The sequence below is a fragment of the Sinorhizobium terangae genome (assembly GCF_009601505.1).
Classification (GTDB): domain Bacteria; phylum Pseudomonadota; class Alphaproteobacteria; order Rhizobiales; family Rhizobiaceae; genus Sinorhizobium; species Sinorhizobium terangae.
Genome location: NZ_WITC01000081.1, coordinates 21,571 through 36,477, shown reverse-complemented (window position 1 = coordinate 36,477; position 14,907 = coordinate 21,571). Strand labels below are relative to the sequence as shown.

Annotated in this window: 17 protein-coding genes and 1 riboswitch; of the genes, 11 read left to right on the top strand and 6 right to left on the bottom strand. The window is 62.7% G+C overall.

Translation table 11 applies throughout. From position 1 onward, the window contains the following. The 6 genes from GHK62_RS19655 to GHK62_RS19630 all read left to right on the top strand — a co-directional run. Window positions 1-858 (top strand): hydantoinase B/oxoprolinase family protein (locus GHK62_RS19655; RefSeq protein WP_193571420.1); only part of this gene is annotated, 858 nt, incomplete at its 5' end. A gap of 21 nt (window positions 859-879) precedes the next feature. Next, a complete protein-coding gene (locus tag GHK62_RS19650; RefSeq protein ID WP_153440795.1) occupies window positions 880-1,704 on the top strand; it encodes an NAD(P)-dependent oxidoreductase in 825 nt (274 codons plus the stop codon). Between the two features lie 67 nt (window positions 1,705-1,771). Next, complete coding sequence (locus tag GHK62_RS19645; protein ID WP_153440794.1) at window positions 1,772-2,767, top strand: ABC transporter substrate-binding protein; 996 nt, start codon at window positions 1,772-1,774, stop codon at window positions 2,765-2,767. Between the two features lie 28 nt (window positions 2,768-2,795). Next, window positions 2,796-3,605: an ABC transporter ATP-binding protein gene (locus GHK62_RS19640; protein WP_153440793.1), complete on the top strand. Its 810-nt coding sequence runs from the start codon at window positions 2,796-2,798 to the stop codon at window positions 3,603-3,605. A gap of 11 nt (window positions 3,606-3,616) precedes the next feature. Continuing rightward, a complete protein-coding gene (locus GHK62_RS19635; RefSeq protein ID WP_153440792.1) occupies window positions 3,617-4,450 on the top strand; it encodes an ABC transporter permease in 834 nt (277 codons plus the stop codon). 61 nt (window positions 4,451-4,511) lie between these two features. Further along, window positions 4,512-5,264 carry an SDR family NAD(P)-dependent oxidoreductase gene (locus tag GHK62_RS19630; RefSeq protein WP_153440791.1) on the top strand — a complete coding sequence of 251 codons (753 nt, stop codon included), beginning with the start codon at window positions 4,512-4,514 and terminating at the stop codon, window positions 5,262-5,264. Window positions 5,265-5,281: 17 nt separating this feature from the next. Here the strand turns inward: GHK62_RS19630 and GHK62_RS19625 are convergent, their stop codons facing one another. Further along, complete coding sequence (locus GHK62_RS19625; RefSeq protein ID WP_153440790.1) at window positions 5,282-6,076, bottom strand: DUF1194 domain-containing protein; 795 nt, start codon at window positions 6,074-6,076, stop codon at window positions 5,282-5,284. A 350-nt stretch (window positions 6,077-6,426) separates the two neighbouring features. Between GHK62_RS19625 and GHK62_RS19620 the strand changes: the two genes are divergently transcribed. Continuing rightward, entirely contained in the window at window positions 6,427-7,740 is a 1,314-nt protein-coding gene (locus GHK62_RS19620; RefSeq protein WP_153440789.1) for a glucoamylase family protein, read from the top strand. Between the two features lie 16 nt (window positions 7,741-7,756). Then, window positions 7,757-8,608, top strand: coding sequence for an IucA/IucC family C-terminal-domain containing protein (locus GHK62_RS19615; RefSeq protein ID WP_234886968.1), 852 nt, complete (start codon window positions 7,757-7,759; stop codon window positions 8,606-8,608). 251 nt (window positions 8,609-8,859) lie between these two features. Here GHK62_RS19615 and GHK62_RS19610 read toward each other — a convergent pair whose 3' ends face one another. From GHK62_RS19610 to GHK62_RS19595, 3 genes are all read right to left on the bottom strand, one after another. Next, window positions 8,860-9,648 (bottom strand): CbtA family protein, encoded by a 789-nt coding sequence (locus tag GHK62_RS19610; protein WP_153440788.1) that lies wholly within the window; start codon window positions 9,646-9,648, stop codon window positions 8,860-8,862. A 317-nt stretch (window positions 9,649-9,965) separates the two neighbouring features. Continuing rightward, window positions 9,966-10,142 (bottom strand): CbtB domain-containing protein, encoded by a 177-nt coding sequence (locus GHK62_RS19600; RefSeq protein WP_136506572.1) that lies wholly within the window; start codon window positions 10,140-10,142, stop codon window positions 9,966-9,968. Window positions 10,143-10,185: 43 nt separating this feature from the next. Beyond that, a riboswitch (cobalamin riboswitch) is annotated at window positions 10,186-10,452 on the bottom strand. Further along, a complete protein-coding gene (locus tag GHK62_RS19595) occupies window positions 10,451-11,143 on the bottom strand; it encodes a TetR/AcrR family transcriptional regulator (RefSeq protein ID WP_153440786.1) in 693 nt (230 codons plus the stop codon). It overlaps the preceding riboswitch by 2 nt. A gap of 119 nt (window positions 11,144-11,262) precedes the next feature. Between GHK62_RS19595 and GHK62_RS19590 the strand changes: the two genes are divergently transcribed. Beyond that, window positions 11,263-11,739 (top strand): anthrone oxygenase family protein, encoded by a 477-nt coding sequence (locus GHK62_RS19590; RefSeq protein WP_153440785.1) that lies wholly within the window; start codon window positions 11,263-11,265, stop codon window positions 11,737-11,739. A gap of 12 nt (window positions 11,740-11,751) precedes the next feature. On the opposite strand, the gene GHK62_RS19585 is transcribed toward GHK62_RS19590, so the two are convergent. After that, window positions 11,752-12,543 carry a crotonase/enoyl-CoA hydratase family protein gene (locus GHK62_RS19585; protein WP_153440784.1) on the bottom strand — a complete coding sequence of 264 codons (792 nt, stop codon included), beginning with the start codon at window positions 12,541-12,543 and terminating at the stop codon, window positions 11,752-11,754. 80 nt (window positions 12,544-12,623) lie between these two features. Here GHK62_RS19585 and GHK62_RS19580 point away from each other — a divergent pair, with 80 nt between their 5' ends. Both GHK62_RS19580 and GHK62_RS19575 read left to right on the top strand, forming a co-directional pair. After that, on the top strand, window positions 12,624-13,202 hold the full coding sequence (locus GHK62_RS19580) for a TetR/AcrR family transcriptional regulator (protein ID WP_153440783.1): 579 nt from the start codon (window positions 12,624-12,626) through the stop codon (window positions 13,200-13,202). Window positions 13,203-13,224: 22 nt separating this feature from the next. After that, window positions 13,225-13,602: a VOC family protein gene (locus GHK62_RS19575; protein ID WP_153440782.1), complete on the top strand. Its 378-nt coding sequence runs from the start codon at window positions 13,225-13,227 to the stop codon at window positions 13,600-13,602. 8 nt (window positions 13,603-13,610) lie between these two features. On the opposite strand, the gene GHK62_RS19570 is transcribed toward GHK62_RS19575, so the two are convergent. Then, complete coding sequence (locus tag GHK62_RS19570; protein WP_153440781.1) at window positions 13,611-14,894, bottom strand: cystathionine gamma-synthase family protein; 1,284 nt, start codon at window positions 14,892-14,894, stop codon at window positions 13,611-13,613. Window positions 14,895-14,907: the final 13 nt, after the last annotated feature.

The window sequence follows — 14,907 nt, the reverse complement described above, 5'->3', positions numbered from 1 at the left end:
ATCTCGCTGGTGGACCCGAACATCTTCATCACCAGCGGCATCCTGCGGTCCTTCGCAGTCGAGACCCGGCCGTCAAGCGTCCTGAACCCGCGTTATCCGGCGCCGGTGAACACCTATAATCCGACGGTTCACGCCGTCGTCGACGGGATTTTCGCGGCGCTCGGGCAAGTGGTGCCGGAACGCTCGCGAGCCGACGGCTGCGGGAGCCGGTCGATCATCCTCGGCGGCCGCGGCACGAATACCGGCAGCAGCTACGTGCAGTACGAGATCGTCGGTGGCGGAGCGGGGGCCCGCTCGACGCGCGACGGAGCCTCGGGAACGACGGTCAACCAGAGCAACGCGAAAATCGCGCCGGTGGAGATCATCGAGAGCGAGTTTCCGACCCGTGTGCTTGCCTTCGAGTTGATCCGAGACTCGGGCGGTGCCGGCAAATTCCGGGGCGGGCTCGGCATTCGGCGCAAATATCTGAACCTCACCGATGCGCGCTTTTCGATCCGCTCGACCAAGCACGTCATTCCGGCGGAAGGCTATGCCGACGGCCTGCCCGGTCGCACCGGCGACATCCGGATCAATCCGGACGAGGAGGGCTGGAAGCGCCTGCCTTCGCGCTACGCCGACTATCCGCTTAAGGCCGGCGATGTGTTCGAACTCGAAACGCCGGGCGGTGGCGGTTACGGCGACCCGCTGACGCGCGATCCGGCATCGGTGCTTGCCGACGTCAGGGAAGGGTATGTCTCCGTCGAGGCGGCCGGACGCGACTATGGCGTGGTGCTGGTGGCGGGAGCGAATGGCCCGAGCCTCGATCAGGAGGCGACGCAGAGATTGCGGGCGGCACGGTCGAAGGCCGGGGCGGCTTGAAGCGAGATCAGGAGGAAGACTATGGATGGAATTGTGAACACGAAACCGACGGCCGGGGTGATCGGGCTCGGTGCCATGGGCTACCAGATGGCCCGGCACCTGAAAGAGAAGGGCTTCACCGTTGCCGGCTACGACGTCTCAGTCGAGGCCACGGCCAAGTCGCAGGCGATCGGCATTCCGACCAAGGCGGGCATTGCAGAGGTCGGCAGCGGTGCCGAAGTTGTCGTCGTCATGGTCCAGACCGACAAGCAGGTCGTCGACGTGATCGGCGAGGGCGGGCTTCTCGCCTCGCTGGCACCGGGGTCGGTGATCTGCATTGCGAGCTCGATCGCGCCCGACACCTGCCGAGAGCTTGAGCGCCAGGCGGCCGAGAAGGGCGTCGGTGTTCTCGATACGCCGGTCGTGCTCGGCCAGGAAGCGGCCGACAACGGCACGCTGACGGTCTTCGTCGGCGGCGAAGCGAAGTGGCTTGAGAAGGCGCGCCCCGTGCTTTCGGCCTTTGGCAGCAATATCCTTCATATCGGGCCGAGCGGTACCGGCCAGATCGCAAAGACGACCAACAATATGCTGCTTTGGGCCTGCATCTGCGCCAACTTTGAAGCGCTCAGCCTCGCTAAGCAGCTCGGCGCCGACGTGCCGACGCTGGTCTCCGCGCTGATGCATTCTTCCGGTGCCAACTGGTCGCTGTCGCGCTGGGGCAAGAGCACCGGCAAGTGGGCGGAAAAGGACATGGACGTCGCGCTCGACCTTGCGCAGAGCGTCAAGCTGCCGTTGCCGCTCAACGGCCTCGTCGACCAGCTCATGAAGTCGATGAACAAGGAACGAATGCAGAGCCTGCTTAGCTGAAACCAATCCCCCTCATCCTGGTTCGGAGGAGAGCCGGGTGAGGGCAAGCCAACCGTGGGAGGAGAGCATGAAAAATCTATTGAAGACCGTTTTGGCAGCGGGGTTGAGCCTCATTGCCGGCGCCCTGTCGCCGGCAGCGGCAGACGAAGCCCTTACCAAGGTGAATGTCGCCTATGACGGCTTCACCATGACGAGCGCGCCGATGCAGTACACGCTTGCCAAGGGCCTGTTCAAAAAGCACGGCCTGGACGTCAACCTCATCTATGTCGAGGGCGGTTCGGTGCTCACCCAGGCGCTCGTCGGCGGCTCGATCGACATCGCCCAGAACGGCTATACGCCGTCGATCGCGGCCGCCGTTGCCGGTGCCGATATCGCCATCATCGGCAGCATGGCCAACAAGCTGCCGTTCCAGCTTGTCGTCGATTCCTCGATCCAGAATGCCGATCAGCTGCGCGGCAAGAGCATCGCCATCAGCAAGTTCGGTTCGTCGACCGACACCGCCTTGAAGTTCGCGCTGAAGTCCCTCGGGCTCGAGCCGACGGATGTCAACATTCTTCAGCTCGGCGGCGAGGGAACTCGGGCGGCTGCCTATGAAAGCCATCAGGTCCAGGGGCTGATGTCGCAGTATCCGCGCACCCAGGAAATGGTCGATGCCGGCTCGAAGATGCTGGTGGACGTGACCGAGATCGTCAAGGATTACCCGAACACCGCCTATGTGACCTCGCGGAACTATCTTTCCGGGAACCCAGACGTCGTCAAGCGCTTCTTCATGGCGATGGGCGAGGGCCTGCACGCCTTCCGTGCCAATCCGCAGGACGCGATGGAGGTGACGGCTTCCTTCCTGAAGCTCGAGAAGGGGCCGTCGGTCGAACAGGCGTTCCGCTTCTATTCGGAGAAGGTGTACCCGCAGGATCTGCGTCCCTCGATTCCGGGTGTGACTGCGGTCCTGGCGGAGCTTTCGAAGACGCTGCCGGCTGCGGCCTCGGTGAAGCCGGAATCGATCGTCGACACAACCACGCTCGATGCGCTCGACCGCGAAGGCTTCTTCAAGGCGCTCGACTGAAACTGCGAACAAGACGGGAGGACAACCCATGTTGCAGGCAACGCCGGTCAAGCTGAAGGCCGATAGCGTCAAACTGAATTATTACAATGATCGCACCAAGCGCGATCTGAGTGTACTCGACGGCATCGACTTCAGCGTCAACGAGGGTGAACTCGTCAGCATCGTCGGCCCGAGTGGCTGCGGGAAATCGACTTTTCTCGCCGCCGTCGACGGCCTCGTCTCGATCGATGGCGGCAGAATCCTCATCGACGAACGCGAGGTGACGAAGCCGGGGCCGGATCGCGGCCTCGTCTTCCAGCAGGACTCCCTCTTTCCCTGGCGCACGGTCCAGCGCAACGTCGCCTACGGCTTGGAGATCCAGAAGATCCTGAGCAAGGACGAGATCGCCGCGCGTGCACGCAAGTTCGTCGAGCTCGTCGGGCTCGCCGGGTTCGAGGACAGCTATCCGCGCGAACTTTCCGGCGGCATGCGCCAGCGCGTCAACATCGCAAGGGCACTCGCCGTCGATCCGGAACTGCTGCTGCTCGACGAGCCCTTTGCGGCGCTCGACGCGCAGACGCGCGAATTCATGCAGTTCGAGCTGCTGCGCATTCTCGATCGGGCCCAGAAGACCGGCGTGTTCATCACCCACCAGATCGATGAGGCGATCTTCCTTTCCAACCGCGTCGTCGTGTTTTCCGCACGCCCGGCGAAGGTGAAGGAGATCGTCGAGATCGACCTGCCGAAGGAGCGCACGCTCGATCTGAAGCATACCCCGCGCTTCATGGAGATCTTCCGCCATATCTGGCGGCTGATCGAAGAGGAAAGTGCCCGCATGGGCCTTCTGCGCGTGCATTGAGGGAGCGAGAGATGACATCCGTTACCGAAGAACGAGAAATCCCAAGGCCGCGCAAGTCGGAATTCGCCATCTACGAATTGCTGGTGCGCCACGAGAACGCGCTTCTCGGCAGCTTCACCATGATCGTGGCACTGCTGCTCTGGGAGGCGGTCGTCCGCCTCGACCTGGTCAATCCGCTTTTCACCAGTTCGCCGAGCCGCATCATCGCAACCGGTTATGCGATGTTCGCCGACGGCAGCATCTATCCGCACCTCGCCATCAGCGGACTGGAACTGGTTGTCGGCTATGGGCTGGCGATCATTGTCGGTGTGCCGCTCGGCATCCTGATGGGCTGGTACCGCCGCTTCGACGCCGCTTTCGACCCGATCATTTCGGCGCTCTACGCGACACCACGCATCGCGCTGCTGCCGCTGATCATGATCTGGTTCGGCATCGGCCTCGGTTCGAAGTTCGCGATCATCTTTCTCAGCGCCGTATTTCCGATCCTCATCAACACGACCGCCGGCGTCCAGACCGTCGAACGCGACTACATCAAGGTGGCTCGGTCCTTCGGCGCGAACGACAGGCAGATGTTCCTGACTGTTGCCTTCCCGGCCGCCGTTCCATTCCTGCTGACGGGCTTGCGCCTCGGTCTCGGCCACGCGCTCATCGGCATCGTGGTTGGCGAGATGTACTCGGCACAGGCCGGGGTCGGCTATCTCATCTCCGTCGCCGGCGCCACCTTCCAGACCGACCGGGTCATGTTCGGCATCATCCTGATTGCCGCCGCGGGCGTCGTTCTCACCAACATCCTGAGGATGATCGAACGCCGCTTCGATCGGTGGCGACCGGACAACAAGCTCTAGTCTCCTGGCCGGTCCTCAGCGGCCGGCCGGATCACTCCACACCAAAGAACGGTAGGACAGAATGAAACTGATCGATCAAGTGGCGGTCGTTACCGGCGCTGGCCGGAATATCGGCGAGGCAACGGCGAAGCTTCTGGCAAAGGAGGGCGCGAGCATCGCCGTGACCGACATCGACGCCGAGCGCGCCGGACGCGTCGCGGAGGAGATCCGAGCTGCAGGCGGCAAGGCCGAGGTGTTCCTCGCCAACGTTGCCGACGAAGAAGGCGTGATTTCGCTCGTCAAGGATGTCACCGAGCGCTTCGGCAAGGTCGATATCCTCGTCAACAACGTCGCCATCAGCGACAACAAGCACGTTCTCGACGTGACGAAGGAGGAATGGGACCGGGTAATCGCCGTGACGCTGACTGGCACGTTCCTGATGAGCAAATATTTCGCCCAGCAGATGGTGGCGCAGGGGCACGGCGGCAACATCGTCAATGTCGGCTCGACCTCGGGCTTTTACGGACGCCCGCGCGCCGTCGCCTACACGGCTGCCAAGGCAGGTGTCACCAATCTGTCGCGCTCGCTGGCTATCCAGCTCGCCAAGCACAAGATCCGTGTCAACTGCGTGGTGCCGAACAAGATCGGTTCGCCCGTCGGAAAGGATACGTTCGATCCGAATCGGCCGGTCGTAAACCTGCGCGATCGGCCCGGTGTTCCGGACGATCTCGCCCGCGCCATCCTGTTCCTGGTCTCCCCCGATTCCGACTTCATCGACGGCACAACACTTTTCGTCGACGGCGGCGTTTCCGCGCTGATGCCCGGCAGCGAATAACGACCATTGGATGCACCTTATCGATCGAGTTCGGGATAGATCCGATCGAGAAATCCCGGCCTGAGCTTTTCGCCGATCAGGCAGTCGGCACCGGGCGTCGTGGCCGTGAGCTGCAGGGTGGGCGGCGGGGGCAGGCCGCTCACTTCCAGGATCAGTTTCTGGCGGATCGCGATCGCGAAATCCTCTGGTTCATGGACTGGAAGTACGAAGGATCCCGGTCCGCCGATGACGCATTGCGCGTAGTACTGGTCGAGTGGCCCGGTCGAGACCGAGGGCCGAATGAGGATCGCAAGCCCGTTGATGATGATGCCGCGAGATATGGCGCCGTCGCGGGCGGGTGTGACTGGCGGGCCGGTATTGTTCGGCCCGTCGCCGGAAATGTCTATCACCCGGCGTGCGCCCGAAAAGGCGTTGGAATCGATCAGGTTCGTGCCGAACAGGATCGCGTTGGAGATCGACGTACCGCGGCGCGTGCCGATCGGACGCGCCTCAACCTTCGCGGCGAAGGCTTCGGCGTCCGCGGCATCGTCGATCACCTGCCATGAGACGACCGACTGCTCGTTCACAAGCCCCGCCCACTCGAAATAGCCGATCGCGATCCGCCCGATCAGGCCGCCCTTGACCGCGTTGATGAATTCGGGATGCCGCAGCGCCTGGAGATAGCCGGACCGCTGGACCCGTGCCTCCTCCATGTCCATCGATCCGGACATGTCGACGGCCAGCACCAGTTCCACATCGACATCCGCCTGCATGGCGGCCGAATGGATCGGACTCCCACTGAGGGCCAGGATCAATGCCAACGTGCTCAACATCGCATCAACCGTTTCTGCGCGTGGTCACTTCGGGGGCTGGATGCGGAAATACGAGGCGGTTTGCCCGCACCCTGCACTTCAAAAATCGATCACATCTGTGAGTTTGGATTGCATCACACCAAAATCAAGGCATTGGGAAGAATGTAGCACAGGATTGGCGTTGCGCGACAATTGCGAACGATCGTCTCTACAATATTCGGTGATCACCGATACCCTCCTTGCCCGATTTTACCCTTGAAAGAAATCTAGCGCCGGGCGAAAGGATGCCGCTCTCACAGCGTTAGACATCGCTGACGCAGACGGCACGAGCGCTGCGCCTCTCGCGAAAAAGTGCGTCAGACGGGACCGGGATGCTTCAATCCACCTCTAATAGGGACATTGTGCGGATCGATCGCCTGCAGCGCGCCGCGTTTGGCTATTTTCGCCGGTATTCCGATGCCGGGACAGGTCTCGTCGCGGACACATCGCGCGAGGGATCGCCGTCGAGCATCGCCGCCACAGGCTTCGGGCTGGCCTGCTATCCGGTCGCTGTCGAGCGTGGTTGGATCAGCCGTGGAGATGCTGCGCGTCGTGTGCTGACGGTTTTGCGTTTTCTCGCGACGGGCAGACAGGCAAGCGACGCACGCGCCACCGGCTACCGTGGCCTCTACTATCATTTTCTCGACATGCGCACCGGCGAGCGCACCTGGAACTGTGAGCTTTCGACCATCGACAGCGCTCTGCTCTTTGCCGGCGTGCTGACGGCGACTGCCTATTTCTCCGAGCGCAGGCGGGACGAGATCGAAATCCGCAGCCTTTCCGAACGGCTCTTCGAGCGGGCGGACTGGGCATGGGCGCTCAATCGCGGCGACACGCTGGCGATGGGCTGGCGGCCGCCCGGCCGGTTTCTCAGGTATCGCTGGCGCGGATACAGCGAGGCGCTGTTGCTATATGTGCTGGCGCTGGCCGCGCCGCGCCACGCAATTGCACCCGGGAGCTACGATGCCTTCACCGCGGCCCATGAATGGCTCCCGATCGGCGACACGCGGCATCTTCACGCGGGTGCGCTTTTCATCCACCTCTTTCCCCACGCCTGGATCGATTTTCGCGAGATTCGCGATGCGGGGATGCGCAAGACGGCGAGCGACTATTTCGAGAACACCCGTCGGGCGATCGTGCTTCAGCGCACGCATGCAGAGGAAAATCCAGGCGGCTTTGCCGGCTATAGCCGCGATCTCTGGGGCTTCAGCGCCTGCCATGCGCCGAAAGGGCGGTTACGGCTTCGTGACGGGCGCTGGCAAAGGATGCTCGGCTATGCGGCGCGCGGCGCGCCCTTCGGCGTCGACGACGGGACGCTGGTGCCTTGGGCACCGCTCGCCTGCCTGCCCTTCGAGCCGGAGGCCAGCCTTGAAAGCCTCGGCCATCTTCTCACCCGTTATCCGGCGCTGCTCACTGACGACCGCCTTCCAGGTGGCTTCAATCCGAGCCTGCCGGGTGAGGGCGCAGAGGGGTGGATCGATGACAGGATCGTCGGGCTTGACCAGGGCCTTTCGGTCATGATGATCGAGAACTGGAGAAGCGGATTGCTCTGGGATATCACACGCAGCATTCCTGCCTTTGGCCGAGGACTGCGCCGGGCCGGTTTCGAGGGTGGCTGGCTGTTGGCGGATGGTCCACAAGTCTAAGCGCGACGGAGATGGAATGGAGAATGCGCGGAAGCTGAAGATGGGAGACGCCGCAGGCGAAGGAGAGGCGAGGGCCGCCGTCGCTTGGCTCGACGCCGCGTTTCCCGAGGTTGCCTGCTCGCTAACCCCGGACGAGGACATGCAAGTTCCGTCGGCATTCTGGGCCGAGGGATCGGCCGGCGTCGAGACCTGTCTTTCCTATCAGGAGCGCTTCGGCGCGGGCATGGACAACAAGGTGCGGGCGGCGCATCTTATCGCCTTTTATAGCCATCAACTCAGCCTCGCCGCCGCCGCCATCTATCTCTACAGCGGCCGTATTCCAGACGTCACAGGGTTACGCTTCGAGCACTACGCGCCTCCGCTCAAGGCGGGCGCCGTCGACGCGCGACGGTTTCATTTCTGCACGCAACTCAGCGAAGTCTCCGCCAGCGACCCCGGGGATCCCGAAAGGCTTTTTCACGATCGCTTTGTCGCTCATCTGAGGCCGGTCATCGCACTCTTGAAGCGGCGCTGCGGCCTGTCGCTGCGGGCGCAGTGGCGGCTTGCTGCCGACAGTCTGGCAGGTGCCTTTCTCGAAGTCGGACGACGGTGCGGAACCGAGGAGGAGGCGATCGCGCAGGCGCTGGCGATCGTCAAGCGCGCCGGGTCTCCGCTCCACTCCGAGGCGCTTTGCTACGAGAGGATCAAAGCCACAGGGGAGGGCGGGAAAGAACTTTCGCGGACCTACAGGATGCGCGGCGGGTGCTGCCTCTATTATCGCACCGACGGCGGCAGCTATTGCGACAGCTGCGTGTTGCTTGAGCCGGAGGCCCGTCGCGAACGGCTGCGGGCGCATTTGCTTGAGACTGCTCGCGATCGAACGGGGTGAGTCGGCCCCTCATCCGCCTGCCGGCACCTTCTCCCCGTTTTGACGGGCGAGAAGGACGCGCGTGGCGCCGCCCTCGTGCCTCTCCCCGCGTGCGACCGTGGGCGGCAAGGTGGGTGCGGCGGCGTCTTTTCTAACTCAAGACGTTGCCGCAAGTGGAGACGGATCTATGGTCGTCTCCTCTTCCGCGAGCGGGGAGAGGGCTAGTCCTCGGGTTAAACCCGAGGAGAGGGGCAGCAACGATCAGAATGTGATTAATGCGCCTTGACGAACCGGTCGTTGATGAAGCCGGAAACCACCCCTAGCACGAGCCAGAAGGCAAGCGTGGTCGCGAGCGCGGCGACGGCGAACTCGGCGCCGAGGACGGCGGGTACGTTGCTGGAGATGTCGAGCGGCTGCGGTGCGCCGTAGACCTGCGGTGCGGCAATGAGCACGAGACCCGCGATCTTGGCGACCAGTTCAGGGCGCAGCGCCAGCAGGTAGAGGCCAACCGCCGAAAACAGCACCGTCGCGGCCCACCAGACCTGCCGGTCGCCGAGTTCGGCCGCGGGGAAGCCCGGTAGTTCGGGCGGAAGGCCGATCGCCGGCAGCAGGTGGACGGCAAGCCATCCGAAAGCGCCCCAGGCCGCCCCGTTCGCGAGCGTGATCGGATAGCCGATCACAAGGCTGACGCCGGCAAGCAGCAGAGAAAATCCGGCGCCCGTCACGAGATTGGCGAGAAGCGTGCCGGAGAAACGGCTCAGGCCGAACATGATGCCGCCTTCCTCGTGATCGCCCTCATGCTCATGCGCATAGGCCGGCGTGACCGGCGAGAGCGCGGAAGCAAGCGCGCCCAGCGGCGAAGTGCTGTTCAGCGACGAATGCTGGTCGTGGCCCGCGGCTGCAGGCTCCTGCGTTGCCGGCTGATCCGCTGCCGGCGCTTCGCCCTCGTATTCTTCGGCGTGCAGGATCAGCGGCACGACGCGCATTTCCTGTGCGGCGGTCATGAAGACGCCGGCAATCAGCCCGGCCACGATCGCGGCCAGAAGTGTCTTGACGATCATTGTCGATATTCCTCAATCCGGCACGTGGCTACTCCGAAGCGCGAACGCCGCACAAACGCCACAGCTGGCGCCATTTCCGGTTTCCATGGATGCAAAACGCCGACGAAGCACGCCGGAGCGCATGCCCAACGGCAAATGCGCTCGCGTGCTATACGCCGGAGAAGCGATCCGCTCTTGTTCGAGATGGAACGCCTGCTGCACGTTTCCTTAAATCGTAGCCGATTTAAGGATAAAAACATGCAGCAATTCAAAGTGCTACAGCGTCCTTTGCGCGTCCGAAAAGACGCGCGGCGCTGTAGTGCGTTCCATGGCATCGATCAGTGGCAGGGGAAGCCGTAGGAATGGCGGGTGTCGTGCGCCGTATCGTGCAGAACGGCCGAATTCGCGAGGCCTGCACCGAAGACGAGGAAGGCGCCGATCAACAGGGCGGAGATGCCCGCGACCAGACGATCGTTAAGGGAGAGCGAAATGCTCGAAGCTGTAGACGTAGCCATGACAACCTCCGTGATGGCGTTGGGACCTTTCCCGGGTTGGGCACTGTGCCCGCATCGCTTGGCAGGTTTCCTGGCTCACGGCGTCAGGTGGTTTGCACCAAGGATTTGCCTCGCCTTCCCAGGATCGAACCGCCCTCTCGCGGTCTTTCCCAGTGGCTTCTTCCGGATCGCTCCGGAATGGCAAATTCACGCCGTTCTACAGTCGCGGGGTCGGCCGTGATTAAGATGCCCAGGTTGGGTCCATCCGTCACGTTCCCGTTTACTCCCGGAACGCGTTCGCTTTCCGAGAACCAATCGATCCCCGATGATTAGGATCGGTCGGGGGCGATGTCAATTGAACTTGCGGCTTCTCCCGTTGCATCCGCGACAAATTCACGAAGGATCATGTGCTTATAGGCCGCGACGATGCGGTCGCCCTGGGGCTTGTCGACCGAGACTGCGAGCCGCATCGTGCATTCACCAAGATGCATGATGAGGAAGGCGGCATCTTCGATTCTTTTGCGTGGCGTTTCCGGCTGAACCCTTGCCCAGGTTTCGGCAAGCAAGCGTCCATTTGCCCGGCTTTCGGCGAGTTCGATTTCGCGCAGGGTCTTGTCCGCCTGCATCGCCGACCAGATGTCGCGCATCACCGGCTCGGCGAGAAACATATCGTAGTAGGTGTCGAAGAGCACCGAAAAGGCGCTGCGCAATTCGGCGAGCGTGGTGATTTTGGCGAACTCGTTCGCGATACAGTCCCGGCTGGCGGCATTGTAGCGTTCGGCAAGGGTGCTCACGATCGCCGCCTTGTCGGGAAAATACTGGTAGAGTGAGCCGATGGAGATGCCGGCCATCTCCGCGACCTCGCTCATGCGCATGGCGTCGCTGCCTTTTTTCTCGATCAGCCTGGTGGCGCAGGAGAGGATATGCTCGACGCGCTCGCGGCTGCGCTTCTGGCTCGGCGTGCGGCGAAGGCCTGGTTGCTCTTCCGTTGGCCCCACGCCCGGAGTTTGCTCTTCAATCATGAGTATCGCTCACATTCTAGCTTGACTGGCAAAATACGAGGATTTATCACATTTGCAAATGTGAGGACTGCTCACATCTGCGATGTTCCGGCTGCAGCCGATACCTGGAGTGTTGTGCAATGCTTGCCCTGATTCCCGCTTTGGCTTTCGCCGCCGTCATCGGTTCCGGCCTGATGGCCGGTCTGTTCTTCATCTTCTCGGTCTGCATCATGCAGGCCCTGTCGCGGTTGCCGCCCGAGCAAGGGATTGCCGCGATGAACGCCATCAACGATGTGATCCAGAATCCGCTCTTTCTCACGACTTTCATGGGAACGGCACTTCTCGGGCTGATTCTCGTCGGCGCTGCCTTCTTTACTGGAGGGCAGGGTAGCTGGCTGCTTGCGGCCGGCGGCCTTGTCTATGTCGTCGGAACGTTGCTGGTGACGATCGTCTTCAATGTGCCGTTGAACGATGCGCTTGCGGCAGCCTCAGGGGAGGCCGCTCAAGAGATCTGGCAGAAGCGGTACCTGACGGATTGGGTCTGGTGGAACCACGTCCGGACATTCGCCTCGATCGGAGCGCTGGCACTGTTCGTGCTAGGCTTCGCGCGGAGCTAGCTCTCCAAGGAGTCAGCGTCCGGTGTAATGCGCCTCTCGCCGTTCTTTCCAGGCTAGCAGCCCCTCGGTGAGATCATGGCTCGGCACCATGCGCCCGAATTGTTCGCTCTCGTTCAGCAGGCCTTCGCCGATCGTCATGTTGAGGCCGCGCGTGACCGCGGTGATGATCGCCGCCACCGCAAGGGGCGAGTGTCGTGTGATGCGGAGAGCCAAGGCTCGGGCGGAAGCGATGAGGTCTTCGTGCGGCACGATCTTGTTGACAAGTCCCAGTTCGAGCGCCTGGCTCGCGGAAAATTCGTCTCCGGTGAGAAGCAGTTCGAGCGCGCGCTTGCGGCCGGCGAGGCGCGGCAGGCGCTGGGTACCGCCGAAGGTTGGGGGCATGGCAAGCTTGATCTCCGGCTTGGCAAAGCGTGCGCGCTCGCTGGCGATCGCGAGATGGACGGCTTCGGTGATCTCGCAGCCGGCGCCATAGGCAAGGCCGTTGACGGCCGCAATGACGGGCTTCGGCAAGCCTTCCAGCCGGGCGGTGAGCCTTTGTCCGCGCCGCACGAAATCGCGAACGGCTGCATTTACGCCCTGCGCCACGCTGCGGGAAAACTCGTGGATATCGCCGCCGGCTGAAAAGGCGCTCTCTCCGGCGCCAGTGAGGATGACCGCCTGGACGGTGTCGTCGACTTCGATCAGGTCGAGGAGGGAAAGGAGCCGGTCTACTAATTCGTAGTTCAAGGCGTTCAGTTTATCCGGCCGGTTGAGGGTGAGCAGCGCGACGCCGTCGGTGACGTCGAAAAGCACTGTATCGGACATGGCGATCTCCCGTGGCGTTGACGGAAGCAGGCTAGGCGAGCGATAAACAGATGTATATTCACTAGTCGGTATACATGACCATGACAGCCTCTTCCTCCACCCGCGACCGTATTGTTTCCGCCGCAGCCAAGCTTTTCTATGCGGAGGGCATCCGCGCCGTCAGCGTCGATGCGCTGGCGGAAGCAGCCGGCGTGACGAAGCGCACGCTCTATTATCATTTCGACAGCAAGGACGATCTGATTGCTGCCTATCTCGACGGCCGCGATCAGCCGAACCTCACGCTCTTCCAGAAATGGTTTGCCGAGACCGAGGGCGATGTGGCGACAAAGGTGGAGGGTATCTTTCGCAACCTCGCCCGCGCCGCCCGACACCCGAAATGGAAGGGCTGCGGCTTCCTGCGCACCTCCGCCGAACTGGCGAATATGCCGGGGCATCCCGCGATGCGCATCGGGGCAGCGCATAAGAAGAAATTCGAGAACTGGCTACGCCAGAGCCTCGAAGTGGAGGGGATAGACGGCGCAGGCGTACTTGCGCGTCAGGTTCTACTGCTCCTCGACGGCAGCTTTGCCGTCGTTTTGCTCCATCGCGATCCGAGCTATATGGAGGCAGCGGGAATGGCGGCGGCATCGCTGATCAGAAGCGCGCTGTCCAACCGGTGACGCCGGCCAAATGGAGGAGAGCATGGCAGTCCGACGCATCGTGCCCAATTTTCAGACATCCGATCCGCCGCGTGCGCGCGCTTTTTATGCCGATCTGCTCGGTCTCGAGGTGGTGATGGATCATGGCTGGATCCTCACCTTCGCAGCGAAGGGCGGCTCCGCCATGCCGCAGGTGAGCTTCGCCATCGAAGGCGGCTCGGGAACGCCGGTGCCGGCGCTCTCGATCGAAGTGGATGACGTGGACGAGGTCTATCGGAGCGCGAAGCACGCCGGTACGGAGATCGTCTACGATATCACCGATGAGCCTTGGGGTGTGCGGCGGTTCTTTCTACGCGACCCGTTCGGCAACATCGTCAATATCCTTTCGCATTCAGCGGAGCTCAAATCGCGCCCCGCCTAGGCGAACATTCACACGGTCGTCAGGGCGTTGGCGACGTCGGCCACAAGGTCGTCGGGATGCTCGATGCCGATCGACAGGCGGATAGTCGACTCGAGCACGCCGATCCGCTGGCGCACTTCGATCGGCACGCCCGAATGCGTCATCGCGGCTGGATGGCTTGCAAGCGATTCCGTGCCGCCGAGGCTGACGGCGAGCTTGAAGATCTGCAGCGCGTTCAGGAAGCGGAACGCGGCATCCTGGCCGCCGGCGATGTCGAAGGAGAAGGTCGAGCCGGCGCCGGTCGACTGGGCGGCAAAGACGCGCCCGACAGGTGAGGCCTCGTCGTGGAAGGGGAGGTAATGGATCCGCTCGACCTTCGGATGGTCACGCAGGAACTCGGCGACGATGCGGGCATTGTCGTTCGCCTTGTGCATGCGAACAGCAAGCGTTTCCAGCGAGCGGCCGAGCATCCAGCATGAGTGCGGATCAAGCTGAGTGCCGATCGCGCCGCGCAGCGCCTTGATCTGCTTTATGATGTCCTTCGGCCCAAGCACCGCACCGGCGATGAGATCGGAATGGCCGCCGATATATTTGGTCAGCGAGTAAAGAGAGAGGTCGGCACCGTGGTCGATCGGGTGCTGGAAGACCGGGCCGAGCAGCGTGTTGTCGCAAACGACGATCGGCCGATGCCCCTGTTTTTCGCCGATCGTGTCGGCAACGCGGCGTATCATGGCGATATCGACGAGGCTGTTGGTGGGGTTGGCGGGCGTCTCGACGAGGATGACGGCGACGCGTCCCTTTGTCATCGCCTCTTCTGCCGCTGTCCTGACGGCTGCCTCGTCGACCCCATCGGCAAAACCGACCGCCGAGACGTTGAGATTGAGGAAGGTCTTGGCGAGCAGCGTTTCGGTGCCGCCGTAAAGCGGTTGCGAATGCAGGATGGAGTCACCCGGGCGCACGAAGGCGAGCAGCGTCGTCGCGATTGCCGCCATGCCGGACGAGAAGACGGCGCCGCTTTCGGCCCGCTCAAAGACAGTCAGCCGGTCCTCAACGATTTCGCTGTTTGGATGATTGAAGCGCGAATAGACGAGCCCTGCGCCAACGCCCGCCGGCGGTTCGCGCCGCCCCGAAACGAAATCGAAGAAGTCGCGGCCTTCCTCGGCCGAGCGGAAAACGAACGTGGACGTCAGAAATACCGGCGGCTTGACTGCGCCCTCCGAGAGTTCCGGATCGTAACCATAGTTCAGCATGAGGGTTTCGGGGTGCAGCTTGTGGTTGCCGATGTGGGTCTTGGAAGGATGGGGCGCGGTCATGGCTTTTCTCCTC

Coding starts and splice junctions, on each gene's coding strand:
- GHK62_RS19600 (WP_136506572.1), bottom strand. CDS start 10,142: ATGGCTACGTCTACAGCTTCGAGCATTTCGCTCTCCCTTAACGATCGT.
- GHK62_RS19625 (WP_153440790.1), bottom strand. CDS start 6,076: ATGTTGAGCACGTTGGCATTGATCCTGGCCCTCAGTGGGAGTCCGATC.
- GHK62_RS19595 (WP_153440786.1), bottom strand. CDS start 11,143: ATGATTGAAGAGCAAACTCCGGGCGTGGGGCCAACGGAAGAGCAACCA.
- GHK62_RS19640 (WP_153440793.1), top strand. CDS start 2,796: ATGTTGCAGGCAACGCCGGTCAAGCTGAAGGCCGATAGCGTCAAACTG.
- GHK62_RS19615 (WP_234886968.1), top strand. CDS start 7,757: ATGGAGAATGCGCGGAAGCTGAAGATGGGAGACGCCGCAGGCGAAGGA.
- GHK62_RS19570 (WP_153440781.1), bottom strand. CDS start 14,894: ATGACCGCGCCCCATCCTTCCAAGACCCACATCGGCAACCACAAGCTG.
- GHK62_RS19645 (WP_153440794.1), top strand. CDS start 1,772: ATGAAAAATCTATTGAAGACCGTTTTGGCAGCGGGGTTGAGCCTCATT.
- GHK62_RS19610 (WP_153440788.1), bottom strand. CDS start 9,648: ATGATCGTCAAGACACTTCTGGCCGCGATCGTGGCCGGGCTGATTGCC.
- GHK62_RS19590 (WP_153440785.1), top strand. CDS start 11,263: ATGCTTGCCCTGATTCCCGCTTTGGCTTTCGCCGCCGTCATCGGTTCC.
- GHK62_RS19650 (WP_153440795.1), top strand. CDS start 880: ATGGATGGAATTGTGAACACGAAACCGACGGCCGGGGTGATCGGGCTC.
- GHK62_RS19580 (WP_153440783.1), top strand. CDS start 12,624: ATGACAGCCTCTTCCTCCACCCGCGACCGTATTGTTTCCGCCGCAGCC.
- GHK62_RS19575 (WP_153440782.1), top strand. CDS start 13,225: ATGGCAGTCCGACGCATCGTGCCCAATTTTCAGACATCCGATCCGCCG.
- GHK62_RS19630 (WP_153440791.1), top strand. CDS start 4,512: ATGAAACTGATCGATCAAGTGGCGGTCGTTACCGGCGCTGGCCGGAAT.
- GHK62_RS19620 (WP_153440789.1), top strand. CDS start 6,427: ATGCTTCAATCCACCTCTAATAGGGACATTGTGCGGATCGATCGCCTG.
- GHK62_RS19585 (WP_153440784.1), bottom strand. CDS start 12,543: ATGTCCGATACAGTGCTTTTCGACGTCACCGACGGCGTCGCGCTGCTC.
- GHK62_RS19635 (WP_153440792.1), top strand. CDS start 3,617: ATGACATCCGTTACCGAAGAACGAGAAATCCCAAGGCCGCGCAAGTCG.